The 18,865-nt window shown below is 54.7% G+C and carries 9 protein-coding genes; 2 read left to right on the forward strand and 7 right to left on the reverse strand.

Features of this window, described 5'->3' with window-relative positions:
* Nucleotides 1-30 precede the first annotated feature (30 nt).
* Together MIB40_RS02120 and MIB40_RS02125 are read right to left on the reverse strand one after the other, a co-directional pair.
* Nucleotides 31-621, reverse strand: a complete 591-nt coding sequence (locus MIB40_RS02120; protein ID WP_249690234.1) for a hypothetical protein — start codon at nt 619-621, stop codon at nt 31-33.
* Nucleotides 618-1,925 carry a sialidase family protein gene (locus MIB40_RS02125; protein ID WP_249690236.1) on the reverse strand — a complete coding sequence of 436 codons (1,308 nt, stop codon included), beginning with the start codon at nt 1,923-1,925 and terminating at the stop codon, nt 618-620. The genes MIB40_RS02120 and MIB40_RS02125 overlap by 4 nt, the downstream gene beginning before the upstream one ends.
* A gap of 191 nt (nt 1,926-2,116) precedes the next feature.
* Here MIB40_RS02125 and MIB40_RS02130 point away from each other — a divergent pair, with 191 nt between their 5' ends.
* Nucleotides 2,117-2,359 carry a hypothetical protein gene (locus MIB40_RS02130; protein ID WP_249690238.1) on the forward strand — a complete coding sequence of 81 codons (243 nt, stop codon included), beginning with the start codon at nt 2,117-2,119 and terminating at the stop codon, nt 2,357-2,359.
* On the opposite strand, the gene MIB40_RS02135 is transcribed toward MIB40_RS02130, so the two are convergent.
* The 4 genes from MIB40_RS02135 to MIB40_RS02150 all read right to left on the reverse strand — a co-directional run bounded on the left by MIB40_RS02135 (nt 2,356) and on the right by MIB40_RS02150 (nt 6,292).
* Nucleotides 2,356-2,727, reverse strand: a complete 372-nt coding sequence (locus tag MIB40_RS02135) for a hypothetical protein (protein WP_249690240.1) — start codon at nt 2,725-2,727, stop codon at nt 2,356-2,358. The genes MIB40_RS02130 and MIB40_RS02135 overlap by 4 nt on opposite strands.
* A 71-nt stretch (nt 2,728-2,798) precedes the next feature.
* Nucleotides 2,799-3,425, reverse strand: a complete 627-nt coding sequence (locus MIB40_RS02140) for a dUTP diphosphatase (RefSeq protein ID WP_249690242.1) — start codon at nt 3,423-3,425, stop codon at nt 2,799-2,801.
* Nucleotides 3,426-3,478: 53 nt separating this feature from the next.
* Complete coding sequence (gene rmuC, locus MIB40_RS02145) at nt 3,479-5,050, reverse strand: DNA recombination protein RmuC (RefSeq protein WP_249690244.1); 1,572 nt, start codon at nt 5,048-5,050, stop codon at nt 3,479-3,481.
* 180 nt (nt 5,051-5,230) lie between these two features.
* A complete protein-coding gene (locus MIB40_RS02150) occupies nt 5,231-6,292 on the reverse strand; it encodes a zinc-dependent alcohol dehydrogenase family protein (protein ID WP_249690246.1) in 1,062 nt (353 codons plus the stop codon).
* Between the two features lie 130 nt (nt 6,293-6,422).
* Here MIB40_RS02150 and MIB40_RS02155 point away from each other — a divergent pair, with 130 nt between their 5' ends.
* Complete coding sequence (locus tag MIB40_RS02155; protein WP_249690248.1) at nt 6,423-6,800, forward strand: hypothetical protein; 378 nt, start codon at nt 6,423-6,425, stop codon at nt 6,798-6,800.
* A 168-nt stretch (nt 6,801-6,968) separates the two neighbouring features.
* Here the strand turns inward: MIB40_RS02155 and MIB40_RS02160 are convergent, their stop codons facing one another.
* Nucleotides 6,969-18,800, reverse strand: coding sequence for an autotransporter outer membrane beta-barrel domain-containing protein (locus tag MIB40_RS02160; protein ID WP_249690250.1), 11,832 nt, complete (start codon nt 18,798-18,800; stop codon nt 6,969-6,971).
* Between the last annotated feature and the right edge of the window lie 65 nt (nt 18,801-18,865).

An 18,865-nucleotide genomic window follows, 5' to 3' on the forward strand; every position in this document is an offset into this window, starting at 1 on the left:
AATTGGCAATACGGGCTCGAGTAGCTTTACTCAGCCCGTTCTTTTTATCAGGCTCCAGCCTCGCGCCGCGCCATAACAGAGTAAATAACCCAACGCATAGATAACCAGTAAAGGATCCAGTACGTAATCCCAAAGATTGGTCGACTCGAGTATCGCCCCATTGCCCCATAGAAAGACTGCCAATGTGAGGCTAATCGCCAACCACCAGACACGCCACCAGACAGCAAGTAGCGTCACGGGCAGTAAAGCCAGCGCTAACTGGAAGGTATACCCCCAACGGTAAGGGTCCAGATAAGCCAATCCCATCGTTGCTGCATAGAACGGCAAAGCGATCACGACCACAGACAACATCAGCCATTTCTTCTGCTCCGCCCCCAACACCTCCGGTGCACCAAGCCTCGCAGCTGTTCCGAGCAACAACAGAGATAAGGAAAGAATCGACAGGTCACCAAAACCTCCTCGCAGGAAGTCGATGATAGAGAACCCTTGCCATATAGGTATTACCGAAACGATAGTAACCAACACCAGCGCTAACAACGGCTTTGATCGAATCCAGACTCGAGGCAGCAGACAGTAAATACCCAATGAAAACATCAGCACAGCAATTAACCAGGATGTCATGGTAGCTGATCCTTTAACCAGGCTTCATTGAATCGAATATGTTTGACCGCGCTTTTGTTCCAGGTGTAGAGCAGGTGGACATCGCCATTAGCGGTACGTATGGCATAGGGATAGTCGTATTGGAAGTAGCATCCATGCTGTTCGCACATTTCTACCCGGGCACGCTGAGCAAAATTTTCCGACTGTGCCTGCTCACGCAAGGGTTGTTGGTCAAGCGAGTCTTCCAGCTCTTCCGTGATAATGCTGTCAAACTGCTTCAATGAAATACTATTACCACCAAAGTGGGACGAATTCTCAAGTTCAAATACCGCTCCCCAACCCTCTCCCTCATCACCCTCAAGCATCAGGGTTAAACGGTCCCTCTCGTCTTCGGTATCGTTACCAATCAGCCAGTCTTTTCCAAGAGCGCGAAAACCGGCAATAGCCGAATTGGGGTTAGGAATCGGGATCTTCACCGGATTGCTCCAGTGAATGCCGCCGTCATCACTGCTCACCCGTAGCACTCTGTAAGGCGCTTTATCACCCGCATAGCGAAGATAGGCGTCTGCCTGATTCTTGCTACTGGCCAAAATGATCGGCTGCAGGGAGTCCCTGCCTTTGGCTAATCTGACCTTATCAATAACCGAACCTTGTCGATCGAGACGCAGAATTTCACCAAATTTCCCGGCAAATTCATGGTAGGCAGGTATGCCTACGCTGCCATCGGCGTACTGAAACGGTACACCTTTAACCAAGCTGCTCAGGTTTAAAAAGGGCGCGGTAACCAATCGCTTGCTATCTCCCCAATGCTGGCCCAAATCGGCTGATTTAATGAGATTGATGTGACTGGTAGCCCAACCACCTACCGAAACGCTGACATATAGAAGCCATAATTGGGAATCAGGCCCCATAAATAAAACGGGATTGCCCATTTTTTTGATAAATCGGCGAGTTCCATGGGACGTTGTGGCAGGGTCGACCAGAGCGAAGCTGGCAGACCAGATTCCCGATTCGAGGTCATAATACGCGCCATAGATTTTCACATCCTGAGCGCCTTCCCGACTACCACCAAACCAGGCTGCCATCAAGCGGCCATCAGGTAATTCAACCAGCGTAGGGGCATGCACCATGATAGTCTGGCCATCAGAAGCCATGCGCTCGTCAATCAAACCCTTTTCATTGCTGGAAGAGAGAACCACCTCACCATAAGCATGCTCTGTTTGGGCAAATTCACCCGAAGGCAACCCAGGGGCAAGCCAGATTGTCATAAGAAAAACCGCCATCACCAATACAGCAGGCAAAAGCCGGTTATCTACTACATGCATTCTCTACTCCACTTCTACCATTTGATACGAAGTCACGGCTTCACCCATTCGGCTACGGGGAACTACCTAAACAGGGCGCAGTGGTGCCTAATCATTGCCGCATAAACAGCAATACACAACGGCCAGTGTAGGCCTTAACCTATTGGACAATTTTATTAGCTTGAAGCAGCCAACCAACCCAAGGAGCGACAATGCTTTCAGGTACCATTATTTCCCACATCAATCTGAAGGAACAAACCGCAATAGCCATTCAAAAGCTAAGTGGCAATCACCTTAGCATTCAACAGTATTTGATGGAAAGCGGACTAAGGTTTTCTTCTCAAAAAGTAGAGCAGCACTTTATTTTTGCTCTTTTTTTCAAGCGATTGAAGGAAAGTAATGCGACATTCTTGCGCGTTCTTAACCCGGTCCAACTAAGCTTACTAAAGGGTTAACCCGATATATTTTGCCTAACTGCACGTCGTCGGTTTATAGGCATCATGGGAAATCCGCTGACCTCTTCCAGGCGTGCTTTAAGGCTCCGTATCTGGCGTAAATTCCCATTCCATTCATAGCGGTAGATACCGCTTTTTCGTGCCGTAATATGCAACACCCCAGGTTCGGAAATATTGGCCAGCAAATGGGTATGCCCCCCGCTCACAGTATCAAAAACCAGGGTCATGGGGGTTGATAGCGGATGTTCTGGTTTGTACTCCCAACCCAGAGCATCCGCAACCTCCAGAAGATAGTCATACAGGGCTGAGCCATCCTTACAGGAGTGCATATAGGATCGGGACACTATCCCTATTACTGCGCCTTTCATTCTGGCAACCACTCCCAGCGCATCGACACTACAAAGACGTCAATCATACCCGACTCAGTCTTCCCTTTCAGCTATCGAGGATATCTGGCTTGCAGCGCCAGATAGAGATCTGATGCAAAGCTGTCGCTGGCAGAGTCCAGTTCCAGCAATAACTCCGTCAGGTGTTCATTATCCTCCCGACCCGCCCAGATTTTCTGATATTCACCACTCTTATAGCCATGATCCTGACGGAATCGATTGAGAATATTTTTACCGACGTATGAGCAAAACAGTTCATCAAAGCTCATACCAACGGCGAGCATCACGCGAGCGAAAGCTTCCAGCTCGGCTTTTTGGGAGGTTAAGGTGGCTTGGGCCAAGGCCTCAAAGGCTTCAATCAAGCCCAGGGCTTGCTCCGCTTGCAGAACTGACTGCATCTGCCCGGCGAAGCGATCAATCTGGCCATCCTCAGGAATGGCGCCACAATCCTGGATCAATTGCGCCCAAATAAAGTGAGCAATATCAACAACTTCCAGAACTATCTGTTCTCTGTTGTCAGCACCATGCTTCCACCACTTCCAATCACAATGGTCGTTTACAGCCTCCGCGGCCTCCAACCAGATAGCGCGGAACCAGGGGCGATTTAACTCAACCCAGTTGTGATTGATTTTACAGTTGATTTCGTCCTGCAGGCGCAGCATCTCTTTTAGCTGATTCATTATTACTCTCTATTACACTCTTTCGTCATTCGCCCTGGCGGTAAGCTGGCGTATTAAGACGGGTCTTTCGGTGGCGAGACCAGGAGGTCGGCCGTCGTTTGCTCATCGGGTATGTCCTCACCCTCTTCGTCCGCAGATTCAACGAGGGATTTGGGTAACTCCTTTTTGACCCTGACACCCAAATCAATAAAGCGCTGAGTCTGACGAACCAGGTTCCCCCGCCCTTCACGCAGGCTGTTCCAGGCGTCATGCCAGGTCTTTTGGCTGGTATCTATCTGCTTGCCCAGTTTTTCCATGGATTCCACGACAACTCGCAGCTTGTCATAGACCTTGGCACCCATCTCGGCCAGTTCCCGGGCACTGCGATTCTGGCGTTCGAGGCTCCACAGATTGGAAACCGTGCGCAACGTCGCCAGTAGCGTGGTAGGAGTTACCACAACGATGCGCTTTTCGAATGCTTCCATAAACAGTCGTTCATCGCACTCGAAAGCCACCATAAAAGCCGGCTCAACCGGCATAAACAGAAACACAAAGTCGGGTGAGTTAAGGCCAGGCAGCTTCTGGTAAGCCTTCTCAGCCAACCCCCGGATATGCTGACGAACACTCTCGATATGACCTTTCAAGGCCGCTTCACGCTCGCCGTCGTTTTCACTATTTACATAGGTGGTGTAATCGTTGAGGCTCACTTTGGCATCGACAATGACATGCTTGCCTTCTGGCAGGTCAATAATCACATCTGGCCGGTAAATTTTACCCTGATCGTCGCGCACTACCTGTTCCCGACGATACTCAATACCTTTGCGCAAACCACTTCGCTCCAGCACCGTTTCCAGCATCAGCTCGCCCCAGTTACCCTGGGTTTTATTTTCGCCGCGCAGAGCCTTGGTGAGATTGCCCGCCTCCTGGGTCATTTGCCGGTTGAGTTTGTGCAACTCTTCGATCTGGGTACGCAAAGAGGTACGATCCTGGCTTTCGCTTGCGTAGACATGATCGACCCGTTTACGAAAGTTCTCTAGCTGATCCTTAAAGGGTGATAACAGGGTATCAAGTCCTTTACGGCTCTGTTCCTCAAAGCTTTGCTGTTTACTCTCAAAAATCTGGTTAGCCAGGTGCTCAAATTCCATTTTCAACTGCTTGCGATTGTTTTCCAGCAGTTGCAACTTCTCCTGGGCGTGCTGCTGCTCTTTCTGCATACTCTCCTGCAGAGCCGCGTGGCTTTTTTCCAGAGCACCCAATTCGTCACGCAAACGCTCAGATTCCCGGTTTGAAGCCGCCTCTCGTTCGCTTACTGCAGCTAGCTGTTTCTGTTGTTCCTGCTCGGTGGCTTGCAGGTGGCTATTATGTTCGCGGGCTCTCGAGAGCTCTTGCTGCAGCTGATCTCGCTCGCTGACCAGGCTTTGTTCCCGCTGCTCAGATTCTCGGGTTCGGGTGACCTGGTGCTCTAATCCCTGCTGCTCAAGCGCCAGCTGCCGTTGACTGGCAGAAAGCTCTTCGCCTAATTCGGATTGTGTGATCTGCAAGTCCTGCAACTGGGCATTGGCTCTCGCCCACTGGCGATAAAACAACAGTGCAACCACCAACGATAGCAAGGCAAATACCACCAACGAGGCGATTCCCCATTGCATCAATTGACTCTGGTCCACCCAACCCCCTTAACTAGCGGGCGCTCTCTACCTGTGCAAGAGCGCTCTATCTTATCCGGCAAAGCGGGTAATTCTATCAGGATGCAATAAGCACAGGGGGGGAAATAATTTAAAAAAATGTGACAACCTCCGAACCACTGAGTGATATACGTAGTAGCCTTATCAACCAATATTTAATAACACCTTACCTTGTCGCCCCTTAGCCGTTGCCGTCTCCAGTGCCGTCAGGACCTCATTCAACGGAAAGCTTTGTGCTATCGGAGTATCAAAAAGCCCGGATACTTGCAGGCGGCTGATCTGTCGCAGCAGATACAGTATTTGCAATGGATGCTGATTCGCCAACCAGTTGAGCGCAAAAAAACCAGATACCCGGGTAACTGGCATCATCAAATCCCGTGAAGGCAACGTCATGGGTTGATCGTCCAAAGTCCCGTAAAGCACCATATGACCACCCAGATCCAACGAGCGCAGCATCGCTGCGGCCAAAGGTCCGCCAACAGCATCCATCGCGTATTGCACGCCCTGTCCACCGGTTATGCTAGCAACCTGATGACACAAATCTGAACCATCGCTGACTACGACATGCTCTGTCCCGAGTTGACGCAGCTGACTGGCCCCCTGTTCCGAGCGAACAATATTGATTGTCTGGAAACCCAGGGTTTCACCCAACCGGGTAACAATTTTGCCCAGTGCAGATCCGGCTGCGCTTTGCAGCAACCAACTGCCTTTTTTAACCTTCAGAACACGAGTGACCATGGCATAAGCCGATAAGGGGTTAACGATAAACATCGCCGCTTGTTGATCGCTTAGTCCCTCGGGTACAGGCAGGGCCTTTTTGGCATCAACCACCACATACTCCTGCCAGGTACCCTTAGGCGGGCCACCAGCTACTGCAACTCGACGCCCCTGGAGACGCTTTGCCAGCCAACCAGAGCCGCACTTCTCAACCACCCCGACGCCTTCTCCACCCAGGGCATAGGGTAATTCGGGATAGGCCATCAAACCTTCAGGATCAAACGTTGGCACCTCACGATTAAGGTTCCAAACCATCCTGCCAAGGGCATCACGATAGTCACCCCGTATGTAGTTAAGATCCGAAGGGTTAACCGGACAACAGAGCATTCGAACTTTCACCTCACCTGGGCCAGGTTCAGGTTCGGGAACCTCCTGCACAGAGACATGCTCAAAACTATTCGATAACTGACAAACCTGAACCGACTTCATACTTTCTCCACCTGGCATTGGGAACCATTGTTCTTGGAATTTTGGTAACCGCTTCACCAACCACTCCAGGCTGTGGAATAATCAGCCCAGACGCTCAGCGTTCAACATGGACACATCTTGCGAGGAGGCCATGGGCAACGGAAGTATTCAAAGAGTCTTGGAACTTATCACACAGGGACACTTCGCCACCATTGTTTATCAGGGCGAGCGTCTTAGTCCGGCCGAGCTCAATACACTGGCCTATATGGTGGAGCAACGGTGCTCTACACATTTCAACGTGCCCGAATTGAATCGGCGTCTGGGCCTGCACAGTTTTGATGCCGAACCCGTGTCACATCTGCTGGCCCAACTCAGTAGCAGCTGTTTGGAAATCACCCTGCCGGACCAGCAACAGCATATCGACCTGATTAATCGCTATAGTATCAAGCCCCCTCGCATCAGTTGCGAATTCCCGGCGGCGCTGGTTGAACTGTTAACGACCGGAGACCTAAGCCAGCAACCCCGTTGAATCGGCGTATCTGGACTGGCTTGGGTTTGGAAGGCACCAGACTGTAACGCCCGGCAGAGAAGACAGAATCAACTCATTACCAAACTGAGCACTGGCGAGGCCTTACTGAAATGACACTGTCCCAGTAACCCAGGCAAAGGCCCTTAGGTAAGAACGAAACTCGGGAGCCTAAAAGGGCACACTCACTTTCAAACCACCCTTTTTCAATCGGTAGCGGTCGCCTTCAGCATAGGTATACTCAAGTTTGACGCTATGGCTGTCGGATGTCAGAAGCTCAATTCCCAACGAACCCTCGACAATATTACGGTCCAGATCAATCGGTACCGTCATATTATCCACGCCAGGAAAGGCACCAGCAAAGGTTGCCTTAACGTCAGTAGAAGGGTCACTCAGAGAGTGCTGATAAGCCAACTCGGCCGACAGCCGGAGGCGATTGCCGGAATCAAACAGAAATTCACGCCCCGAAAACAGTGCCGGCCGCACCCAGGTATGGTTTTCCGAGTAGCTTTCCAGCTGCAAGCTTAGGGCACCCGCACCCTCCTCATCGGCAGATTCGGCCCGCAAATGGGTTACCCCCAGATCCAGTGCCGGGCGAATATAGTAGTGCCCCTGCTCGAAATCATGACTTACACGTACCAGTGCACTGTAGAGTTTGACCTTGCGATCCACTTTGGTGGCAAACGGGCTGCTAAGGCTGCCGGAACGGAAGGTATCCGTATCGTACCAACCGTAGGACAAACCGGCAGACAGCTTGGTGGCCCCCAATAGACGTTTCGCCGAGGCGCCAAAAAAGTAGGCCGAGCCATCGGCGTTCCAACGGTTATCAAAGCCATCGGAATCAACATCCACATAGGAAAAACCGCCCCCCAACGCCCAGCCATTATCAAGCAGTTGCTGGCCACCTAATGTGATACGCCGGTTATCCGTTTCAATCGACTGATAACCATCACTGTTATCGTGAGAGACCTCTTCGTCTTCGATGTTGAACCAGAAGCAGCTGCCCTCACGAGCAAAACGGTATTCACCATCGGCCTGCGCACAACTCATCAGGCGTCGCCCAAACTGGGCACTGCTGCTCAGCATGCCCGCTTGCTGCTCGCCATAAAACTCGGGTGATATTTGTGTCAGGCTGTTGCTGTAGGTCGCCAGATCCGGGATAGCCACCAGGGCAATAATGTCATCATCCAGGGCACTGGAATGCACCGGCGCCATCTGAATGCGGTTGATATAGTCACCGACTTTCGACAGGTGTTTCTCCAACCCAGCCGGCGCAAAGGTGATGTTATACGCCACGGCCGCCCGGTTGGCATTGGGAAAACGCAGCTGATAGTCAATTACGGCCGAGGGCAACGTATCCAGTGCTACGCCCTCATTTTGCACGCCATTGTCGGCTTCAAACAGATTCTTCTGGAACTGGCCGATGGGGACATACTGGGTATTGAGCAGCCTCAGATTGATTTCACCGTCCAATTCAGCTCGGCCCGTGGCCACCACCCGGTCGATCTCATCGGTGTCAAAGTCCAGCTCCGAGCGAGTAATACCGGAGTTCGATTGAGAAAAATTACCAGTCAGATCAAGGCGTTGGGCCAAAGTATTACCACCGAGCATAAAGTCTCCAGCGTTAAACAAGGTGCTGGCTCCGGTACCTACCCTTAGAGCCGGGCCGGCCAGAAATATAGCTTCCTGATGGTTGTTGAAACGGTTAAGTCCCGCGCCCATATCCACAGATCCCACAACTAAGCCGCGATTGTCGAACTGGTCATTACCCTCTTCGGTTTCAATCGCCTGGGCCATTATGCCATCCGCTCCGGCTACCTCTCCCCGGTTGTCGACTCGGTTGTCCTTGCCGCCAGAAATCGATACGCCGACACCGCCAGAGCCCCCGAAAACCAACTTTTGTTCGGCAATATCGATATTGATATCGCCCTGATCTCGTGATCCCCGCGACTGCACAAACAGAGCAATCCCTTGCTCTCCCGAGGCAATAGCATGGCCATCAAGTTCGAGATCGATATTCCCGGAAGCCCCATCACCACCGGCAGTGTCGGCAAACACACGATCAACAAATCCACCACCACCACCCAGGCTTTGCACCAATAGGGCGATGGATTGCTCCCCCTGCACCTGTATATCGCCTTGCTGCCTTAACGCCACATTGCCGCCATCGCCAGCATTGGCAGTATTTCCCTGAACACTCACATTAGCGGCAACAGTGTCGGTCAGAGCAGCGCCACCGCCACCGCCGATCGACTGAACAATCAAACCATATGCTGCAATGCCATCGGTATAGATAGAGCCTTCTCGATCCAGGGTAATATCACCACCATCGCCTGTGGTTCCATTGACGCCACCCAACGCCAAATTCAGTAACCCAGCACCAACACTGCGAAGCTCACCGCCACCGCCACCAATGCTTTGCACGAGAGTAGCGACCGAATAATCACCGACTACGGCGATGTCCCCTTCATAGCGGTAATCGATATCGCCTCCATGCGCGTTAGTGCTCTGGTTGGCTCCCAGAGTCACACTCAACTGGCCATTGTCGGGCAGCGGAGGCTCATTCACTGCAACATCCAGATTCTGAATACCCGGCGAAGGCGCCTCACGCCAGGTCATTACCGAGGTTAATTTACCGCCTCCGCCGCCGATATTTTGTACCAAGGTCGCTTCCGAGTTATCCCCCATCAGCCGCGTGGAACCGGTTCGGGTGGTCGTCATGGCTTCCGCAGCACCATCGCTGACCCCGGCCGAGCCCAATGTCGCCACCATGTTGATATCAATACCTTCATAATCGTCCGTCGGCCGATCGGCTTGATACGTAATACGGCTACTACCGCCTCCAGCGACAATATTTTGCTCCTCGGAGCAGCTCGAGTTCACCGTAACGCAATCGGTATCAACACCAAATATCGCTTCATACGCGTCATCGACCAAACCGGTACCGAGGTCCCTGACATAAGATTGGCCATAGTCGAGGAGATTGGTGCCCATATCGATAATGCCGTTGATCGCACCCACCATGCCATCATCATGAGCGTTAAAATCAGTGCCATTATTCTCTGCAGCTGCGGCGTTACTCAGGTCAACATAGATATTGTCGTTACCGCCACCGCCAATCACGCGCTGGGCAAAAATGGCAGAGCTGCCCTCGGCCGCGTGATTTTCATGGCCAACCTGAATGCGAGCATCTTCTGCCAGATTGATGCTAATCGTTCCGGCATTGCCAGAAGCCCCATCCTTGGCGCCCAACTGGCTGGTCACCACATAATCTACGGCGGAAACATAGGGGTTACCGATCGAGTAACTAGCGCTACCGCCAGCACCGGACACGGTTTGAGCAAAAATCCCGTAGGAGTGATTCCCCAAAACCGCGATATCGCCGGCCAGATGATTCACGGTCACATTACCGCTATCCGCACCATCACCACCCAGCCCTCCCATGGAAAAATTGGCTATGGTCCGTCCTACCGTGTTAGACGAAAACCAGGTGCCAGCATCGACAAGACTGCTATTAACATTGACCGCCATGCCGCCATTACCGCCGCCACCGCCAATGCTTTGCGCCATAATGCCGTAAGCTTTATCGCCGTAGGTAACAATGGAGCCGGTATTGGTCACGCTGACATCATCGGATTGGTTACCACTGCCGCCAAAACCACCGATTGAAAATTTGGCCGTGCGATCATGATTTTGATTCCGTACCGCGCCGATATTTACCGACATGGCACCATTGCCGCCGCCGCCACCGATACTCAGGGCAGCCACGCCGTGAGCAGAATTGCCCTCTGTGACAATCATCGCGCTGTTATCAACGGAAACCGTTCCGCCCGTGCCCCCATTTCCACCGCCGCCCCCCAACGCCAATGAAAAGTCCATTACATTTGAATCCGAATTACTGGGCTGGGTACCAGCATTGATCAGCGTGGCCATCTCACCATTGCCACCGCCGCCACCAACGCTCATGGCCAAAATACCAAAGGATCTTGCGCCCTGGGTATGAATCAGAGTATCGCGCTGCTCACTATTCGCATTGCTTACCCAGACATCCCCCGCACGGTTTCCTTCGCCACCACTGCCGCCAATGGCGAGACCGAATGACGCCTGCTCAGCATTGCGAAAGGACATATCCAATGCCATGCCCCCATTGCCGCCGCCACCTCCGACACTCTGGGCAAAAATCCCCATCGAATCCCGGGTGCGGGTCGTTATCGAGCCGGTATTATCAACCCTGACATCCTGACCAAAGCCTCCTTCACCACCATTACCACCGACAGCCGTGTTGAATTCTGCACTGGGCACTGAACTCGCTTCTGAAGAGGATTCGGCCAGGCGAGTAACCACATAGGAGCTGCCTCCTGTACCACCACCACCGCCAATCGACTGAGCCAATATACCGTGCAAATTCACCGGTTGATTGAGCGCAGTTTCATAAGCATCAACCGCGGTTGTGAGGGTCTGTTCGTTGGCCGCCGTTGGATTCTCTTGCTGAACCCGCATCGCTTCTTCCATTGCCAGCCTGAGTTCTTCAAGATCGCCCTCCCGAATAGCGAAATAGGCAGTGCCTGTCTGAATGGCTCCGCTATTATCCAAGGTCACCGCTTCGGCGTGTGCTCCACTGCCGCCCGAACCACCCACCGCAACATTGATCCGGGCGCCACCTTGATTGGAGTCGTAAACATCAGGGATCCCCAAAGCCAGAATTTTGGCAAGACCACCGTTACCGCCACCACCACCTATCGACTGTGCCAGAATACCGATGGCAGACGATGTCGTTATCGCAGCATCGGACGCAATATCTACGCCCCCACCCGTTCCGCCTTCACCTCCGTTGCCGCCAACGGCTATCGCAATGGAATGATTTTTACCGGGTGATGCCGAGGCACTACCACCGTTACCTCCCCCACCACCGATCGATTGCGCCAAGATGCCGTAGGCTTTGTCTCCTGTGGTGGTTATCGAACGTTGACCCTGCGTAGTAACATTGACTCGCCCAGCTACGCCCCCAACCCCGCCTTCCAGCCCAACACTGACATTGATGCTTCTTCGATTGCCTGATGTATTGAGCGCCGAATCCGGGCTGGCACTCGAGAGCGCGACCGTGGTTGAGGAGCTATTGCCTCCGCCATTACCGATACTTTGCGCAGCGATGGCGTAATTATTATCTCCGATGGTGGTGATATCACCGTTGGTGGCAACTTCGACATTGCCACCTCGTCCACCGGTACCTCCTTCACGTCCTACGGAGACTTTGAACTTGCCGCCCTTGGCCTGAGCGAAACTGTAATCCATGCTGGCATTACCACCTCCGCCACCAATACTCTGGGCCAGAATACCGACACCATTGGTCGTTACAGAACCCGCTTGAAGCACAGTGACAGCTGCGGCATCGCCGCCATCACCCGGCTGCCCGCCGACTGAAATATTGACACTCCTAGCCTGCGCATTTTGACCCGAATAGCTCTCAGCAATATTGAGTGCGCCGTTGCCTCCGCCACCTCCTATGCTCTGTGCCAGGATACCCGTGCTATTTGCTTGTTGAGTATGGATATCGGCATGATTTATTACGTCCACCCGGGCGCCGTTTGCGGCCTCACCACCACCGCCCCCCAGCGTGAATTGCAGCGCCACGCTTTCATTACCCTGGGTTCCTCTGCCGGCATCGCTTACCGCGATGTTAAAATTGGCCCCGGCATCACCACCACCTCCCCCAATACTGCTGGCTTCAATCGCATGGGCACCCACTCCATCGGTCAAAATACGGTGTGAAGCACCGGAATCATCACTGAGGCCATGACGAACTTCAACGGTACCTGCGTTACTGGCATCCCCGCCACTGCCACCAACGGCGACATTGATGGGGGTACTGGCACGCGCGGCCAACAGGTTTAGGTTAAACCCACCGACACCACCGCCGCCGCCGATGCTCTGGGCCATAATGCCTCGGGCGCCGTCACCTTCGGTGGTTAACGAGCCCGTTGAGGAGACATTAACCAGATCCGCTGCATCACCACTACCTGCGCTGCCTCCGACGCCGGCCACTATCGCATAATCATGGCTTTGCTGGGCGGATGAATCGGCCCACAATAACTGCGTCGTGATATTGAAAGCGCCATTACCACCACCGCCTCCGATACTTTGCGCGGCAATGGCGTGATTACTCAGACCGCGGGTTATAACGTCACCGGTATGATCAACGAACACCTGGCCAGCACCCGCCCCATCACCACCGAAGCCACCGACGCCCAGCCCCAGGGTTAATGGCGTGTCCTGTTGAGCAGCATAGTTCACCGCCCCACTGACATTAAAGCCACCGTTACCACCGCCGCCGCCAATACTCTGGGCCAAAAGACCCTGACCAAAATCCCCATTACTGAACAGATCGGCCGAGGTGTTTACATTGACATTACCTCCAGCACCGGCATCACCTCCAAATCCACCAACCCCGATAGTGACATTACTATCGGACGAAATACCGCCACTGATATTGATGCCTCCACTTCCGCCGCCACCGCCAATGCTTTGCGCGAGCACAGCGCTGCGGCCATTGCCATGGGCCTGGAATAGATCGTTCTCCGTTGCCGCACTGGCATTGAGTGTAACCGCTCCGGCATCGCCACCGGCCCCACCAAATCCGCCGACGCCAATGGTCACAGCTTCACCATTACCACCGCTTCGGGTCAGTGCGAGGCCGCCGCTCACATTCACGCCACCATTGCCACCGCCGCCGCCAATACTCTGGGCCACCAGGCCGTTGGCATCCCAAAACTGAGGTTCGGCGGTCAAACTTTGATTGATCAGACTTGTAGATCCATTAAAGGAAAGATTCACCTCATCAGCCTGCCCCCCTCCGCCGCCGAATCCTCCAACGCCAATATTCGCACTGACATTGGTTGAATCTGCCTCATAACTGGCGCTCAAAGCACCGGTGACATTGAGGCCACCATTTCCGCCTCCACCACCAATCGACTGCGCCAAAATCCCATTGGAGTCAGCCGCATTGATCTGAATGTAATAGGGGTCTTGTGCCTGGTTAGCATTGGTGAAATAGTCCCAAACCTGCGGAAAATAGTCGGCCAACGTTGTATACCAGGCTTGCTGTTCTGGCCCTGTGGTTGCCGGATCAAACTCCTCTTCTTTGACTTCATTGACGACCTCAGAGTACTCCTCATACCACTGCAGGTTCTCCACCGGCACCTCTTCGGAGTTGTACGTACCGCCAACCACCAGGTCACCGACAACTGCCAGATTGACTCGACCGCCATTGCCACCATCACCACCAAAGCCCCCAACGCCAACCCCCAGGTTACCGCCGGAACTATTGCTGAGGTTAATCGCACCGGTGACATTGGTTGCACCCTGACCGCCACCGCCGCCGATGCTTTGCGCTACGACCGCCGATGCATTCGCACCCTCCGCCCTAATCTGGCTATAGCTCTCTGTGGTCGTTACCCTGGTGTCAACTTCACCACCATGGCCTGCTGCCCCCCCCGCGCCCCCGACGCCGAGGCCAAACAGGGCACCACGGCCTTCGGTGGAGACATTCAGTCCACCGGTAATATTAACTCCGCCTGTGCCACCACCGCCGCCCAGACTCTGGGCAACAATGGCACTGGATCGATCGCCAAAGGTCGCCACTCCCCCATTAATCTCGCTGACGACAGCACCAGCATGACCGCCGCCACCACCGGAGCCACCGACACCGACTGCCAGTGCTCCGCTATCCTCGAAGGATCCTGTAACCGTACCCGTAATATTAACGCCACCCGAACCACCGCCCCCTGCGACGCTCTGGGCTAAAACCCCGGTCGCTCCCTCACCATGAGTTTCAACGTAACCCTCTACCAGATTCGAGACTGAGCCCGAATGACCGCCACCGCCACCGGAACCACCGATACCAATGGCCAAAGCACCACCTCTCTGACTGCTGAGCGACACCGCACCATTGATGGCCAACGCTCCCTGACCGCCACCACCGGCGATGCTTTGTGCAATAAGTCCGGAAGCTTTGTGGTCATCGGTGTTGTAGGGATCGTTACCCGCTGCGGGCCTTTCTACGGTAAAAATCGTTCCCGAGAATGTACTAATGACCGCTGCTGCCTCACCGCCACCACCGCCGGAACCACCTACACCGACACTGGCGGCTCCGCTGTTGCCAGCACTTAAAGAAACGGCACCACTAATGGCCATATTTCCGGCACCACCGCCACCACCAACAGACTGGGTTAGCATCCCCGTAGAACCACTGGTTACGATGTCACCGCTATGATGAGATCGGGCGGTACCGCCATCGCCACCGCTACCTCCGCTGCCGCCAATACTAAGCGCAGCGGCACCACTTATCTCCTGAGCGGCGGAAAAACCGGCGCTGATATTAAATCCGCCGGTACCACCGCCACCACCAACCGATTGCACGGTGAGTGCCGTTGCACGATCACCCCGGGTGAGGATTAGTCCATTAGAGTTTGATGTAACCGCACCGCCATCACCACCACTACCGCCCGTACCACCCAGGCCAACACTGATCGATCCGCTACCACCAGAGGTCGACCCTGATGCCGCCGCCGATATATTGAAACCACCCTGACCGCCACCGCCACCAACACTCTGTACCAGCGCACCCAGAGAATCGTCACCACGGGTAACGATGTCCGAATCCAGCGAGGCGATAACATCTTTACCATCACCACCGCCACCGCCTGAACCACCCAAACCAACCGCGATACTGCCACTATTGGACTGCGCACCGGACAGTGCTGCGGATATAGTAAAACCACCGGCTCCACCGCCGCCGCCGATGCTCTGGGCAATAATCCCGCTGGCATCGTTGCCACTGGTGCTCACGCTACCACTGGTGTTTAGTGTGACGGCGGTATCCACCCCGTCACGGCCGCCGTGACCTGCGTTGCCTCCGTCACCACCAACGGCCACATTAATTGCTGCCGCGCCGTCCTGTGCGCCGACGGCTCCTAACGCCATGGTGCCACCGGCCTTGCCACCACCTTTACCAACACTTTGCACCAACAGCCCGCTGGCATGATCCCCGAAGGTAGCCAAATCGCCATTGTAGGTGGCATTAACAATATCGCCGTTGCCGCCACCACCGCCTTGCCCACCGACGCCGACGTTAACACTACCGGCTTCGGATGCAGCTCCCGCAAAACCGGCGGCCAGGGTCAGACCACTATTGCCGCCACCACCGCCTACGGACTGTACGATAATGCCGTCAGAACCTTCGCCCTGGGTCGTAACATTGGCATTCAGGACTGCATCGACCTGGTTTCCATTACCACCACTTCCCCCCTGACCACCAACCCCGACATTGATCGCACCACTGGTACCAGCCGAGGCCGCAAAACCAGCAGCAATCAGAGTGCTGCCATTACCACCGCCACCGCCAATACTCTGCACAACAATCGCATCTGCCTGATCCCCCTGGGTAGCAACCGACCCCGAAAGGTTGGCATCAACTACACCGCCATCGCTGGCATTACCGCCCTTGCCTCCCACTCCGACCGCAACCGTATAGGCACCACCCGAACCAACGGCCGCAGCGGCTGAGACCACGGTACCTGCATTACCGCCACTGCCCCCCACCGACTGCGCGATCAGACCGGTCGAAGCATCGCCCTCGGTAAGAATATTGGTGTCTAGATCGAGGTTTACTTCGCCACCGTGCCCGCCATGACCGCCATCGCCACCGACGGCAACACTCACACCAACGCCGTCGGACAGGGTAAGGGCACCTGAAACAGTAGTGCCCCCATTGCCGCCACCGCCGCCAATACTTTCGAGCAGAACCCCGGTAGCGATGGCTCCCCGGGTGTGGATATCACCCACGCCACGGACGCTGGCGGCCCCACCAACACCACCCGAACCACCATCACCACCCAAGGCAACAGAGACAGAAGTACCAACACCTAGGGTACCCTGAATTGCATTACCGCCATTACCACCGCCTTTGCCAACACTTTGAGCATGAATACCGGTTGCCCGGTCACCCCTCGTCTCGATTAATGAGCGAGCATTGCCTGCTCCGGAATCAGTATTTCCCAATACCACATCGACCTGGCCACCGTTGTTGCCATCACCACCTTTGCCACCAATGCTCATGCCAAAAAACAACGAGCCGGAGTACGCCGAACCACCGTTACCGCCCCCCCCGCCTACGCTCTGCGCGAGTATGCCTGTCGCATCTGCTCCACCGGTTTCGATTGAGCCGCGCTGAATAACGGTCACCTGTCCACTGTGGTTACCGGCACCACCATTGCCGCCAAGCGCAATCAGGGCACCAGCCGTTGAGCCCTTACCACCGCCACCACCAAGGCTATGGGCGTAGATCGCCTCCGAACGAGCGCCATTGGTGACGATAGTGCCAGTATTGGTGACGGTCACATCACCGCCCGTACCGCCGCCCGAGCCATCGCCACCAATGCTTAAGGCACCGCCCGTGGTACCCGCATCACCGCCGCCACCACCGGTACTTTGGGCGTAAATACCGCTCGCATCGCTACCTTGAGTAGAAATAATGCCAGAATTGGTCACCGTCACTGCGGCACCGTCACCACCGCCACTGCCCTGACCGCCAATCGCCACGGCAGCGCCAGTGGTTCCACCCGATCCGCCACCGCCGCCAATGCTGGTCGCTGCAATACCGCGTGCCCAGTCCCCGAATGTTTCCAGCGTCCCGCGATTATCGACGCTGACGATACCGGCATCGCCGCCAGTGGATCCGCTACCGCCGACCGCATAAAGAGAAAAGGAACCCGACGCAGAACCGCCACCCTCGCCGATGCTCTGCGCGAGAATAGCATCGGCGTTGTCTCCTTGAGTGGTTATATCTCCTGAGACCTGGTTAATGACCTCAACATTACCACCATCCCCGCCGGTGCCACCATCACCGCCCAGGGTGATCAGCAAAGCACCCGCAGAACCAGCACTACCTCCGCTGCCCCCGATACTTTGTGCATAGATACCCCGGGAACCCGTGCCATGGGTAACAATACGTCCGCTGTTTTCAATGGTAACGTTGCCGCCAGCACCCGCCGCCGCACCACTACCTCCGCCGCCTCCGACCAGGGTCCAGCTGTCGCCACCACTGCCGGCCGCACCACCCGAGCTGAAACCATAGAGGCCGTGGGCATCGTCACCCGACGTACTGATATAACCGCTGTTGCTAACAGTTACTTGCCCACCGGACAATGAACCACCACCGGTACCGCCATTACAGAAACCAACGCAGTAACCACTGCCCGCATCACCGCCTTCTCCACTGCGACTAAAGGCAATGATGCCATGGGCTGCATCGCCTCCAGTAGTGATGGTTGTGCTATTAGTGAGGCTGACACGCCCACCTGCTCCACCATTGCCCCCATCTTTGGCCGAAAGGGCCGCACCATAGGCGTCACCGCCGTTGCCACCATTACCACCAATACTGCCGATAGTGATGCCGGCTTGCTCATTGCTGTTGATAGCACCGTGTCCGTTTAAACTAACCGTCAGGTCATAATAAGGTCCTGTAGCCCCATTACCGCCGGCATGGGCTTCGCGACTGATTTTCCAGACCCCATAACCGTCACGACCATTGCTACCATATTGACCCGTTGCCACTCGATGAATGACCTCGCCCGGGGGCAGGTTGCCGGTAGGAATATTTTCAGCCAGTCCGTCACTACCCTCACTGATAGCATCACTTGATGCCACTACATCGAGCCTGAACAGATCACCCGCAGATTGATCCATCCGACGAACATTAACCGACACGGGATAGCCTGAAGAACCTAGTACAACAGAAGCCACTTGAATCTGAACATCATCCCCGTTTTCGTCCTGAATGTTGAAAGTGTCCCCGACGGTGGTGCGCGTTATGATATAAGCGCCGCTATCAGTTTCGACGTAAAGGGCCTCCCCATCATCGTTAAGCACGTCGGTAACAATCACCTGATCGCCAGAGACAGGGTCAAGTACTGTATCGCCTATCTCCGTATCAACAGTCGGGGGCATGATCGCTATTGCGGCCAGCACGGAAGAAGTTAGCCCGATGCATGAGAGACAAACAGCGAGATAAA

Source organism: Aestuariirhabdus haliotis (assembly GCF_023509475.1).
In the GTDB taxonomy this organism is placed as follows: Bacteria; Pseudomonadota; Gammaproteobacteria; order Pseudomonadales; family Aestuariirhabdaceae; genus Aestuariirhabdus; species Aestuariirhabdus haliotis.

Coding starts and splice junctions, on each gene's coding strand:
- MIB40_RS02120 (WP_249690234.1), bottom strand. CDS start 621: ATGACATCCTGGTTAATTGCTGTGCTGATGTTTTCATTGGGTATTTAC.
- MIB40_RS02125 (WP_249690236.1), bottom strand. CDS start 1,925: ATGCATGTAGTAGATAACCGGCTTTTGCCTGCTGTATTGGTGATGGCG.
- MIB40_RS02130 (WP_249690238.1), top strand. CDS start 2,117: ATGCTTTCAGGTACCATTATTTCCCACATCAATCTGAAGGAACAAACC.
- MIB40_RS02135 (WP_249690240.1), bottom strand. CDS start 2,727: ATGAAAGGCGCAGTAATAGGGATAGTGTCCCGATCCTATATGCACTCC.
- MIB40_RS02140 (WP_249690242.1), bottom strand. CDS start 3,425: ATGAATCAGCTAAAAGAGATGCTGCGCCTGCAGGACGAAATCAACTGT.
- rmuC (WP_249690244.1), bottom strand. CDS start 5,050: ATGCAATGGGGAATCGCCTCGTTGGTGGTATTTGCCTTGCTATCGTTG.
- MIB40_RS02150 (WP_249690246.1), bottom strand. CDS start 6,292: ATGAAGTCGGTTCAGGTTTGTCAGTTATCGAATAGTTTTGAGCATGTC.
- MIB40_RS02155 (WP_249690248.1), top strand. CDS start 6,423: ATGGGCAACGGAAGTATTCAAAGAGTCTTGGAACTTATCACACAGGGA.
- MIB40_RS02160 (WP_249690250.1), bottom strand. CDS start 18,800: ATGCCCCCGACTGTTGATACGGAGATAGGCGATACAGTACTTGACCCT.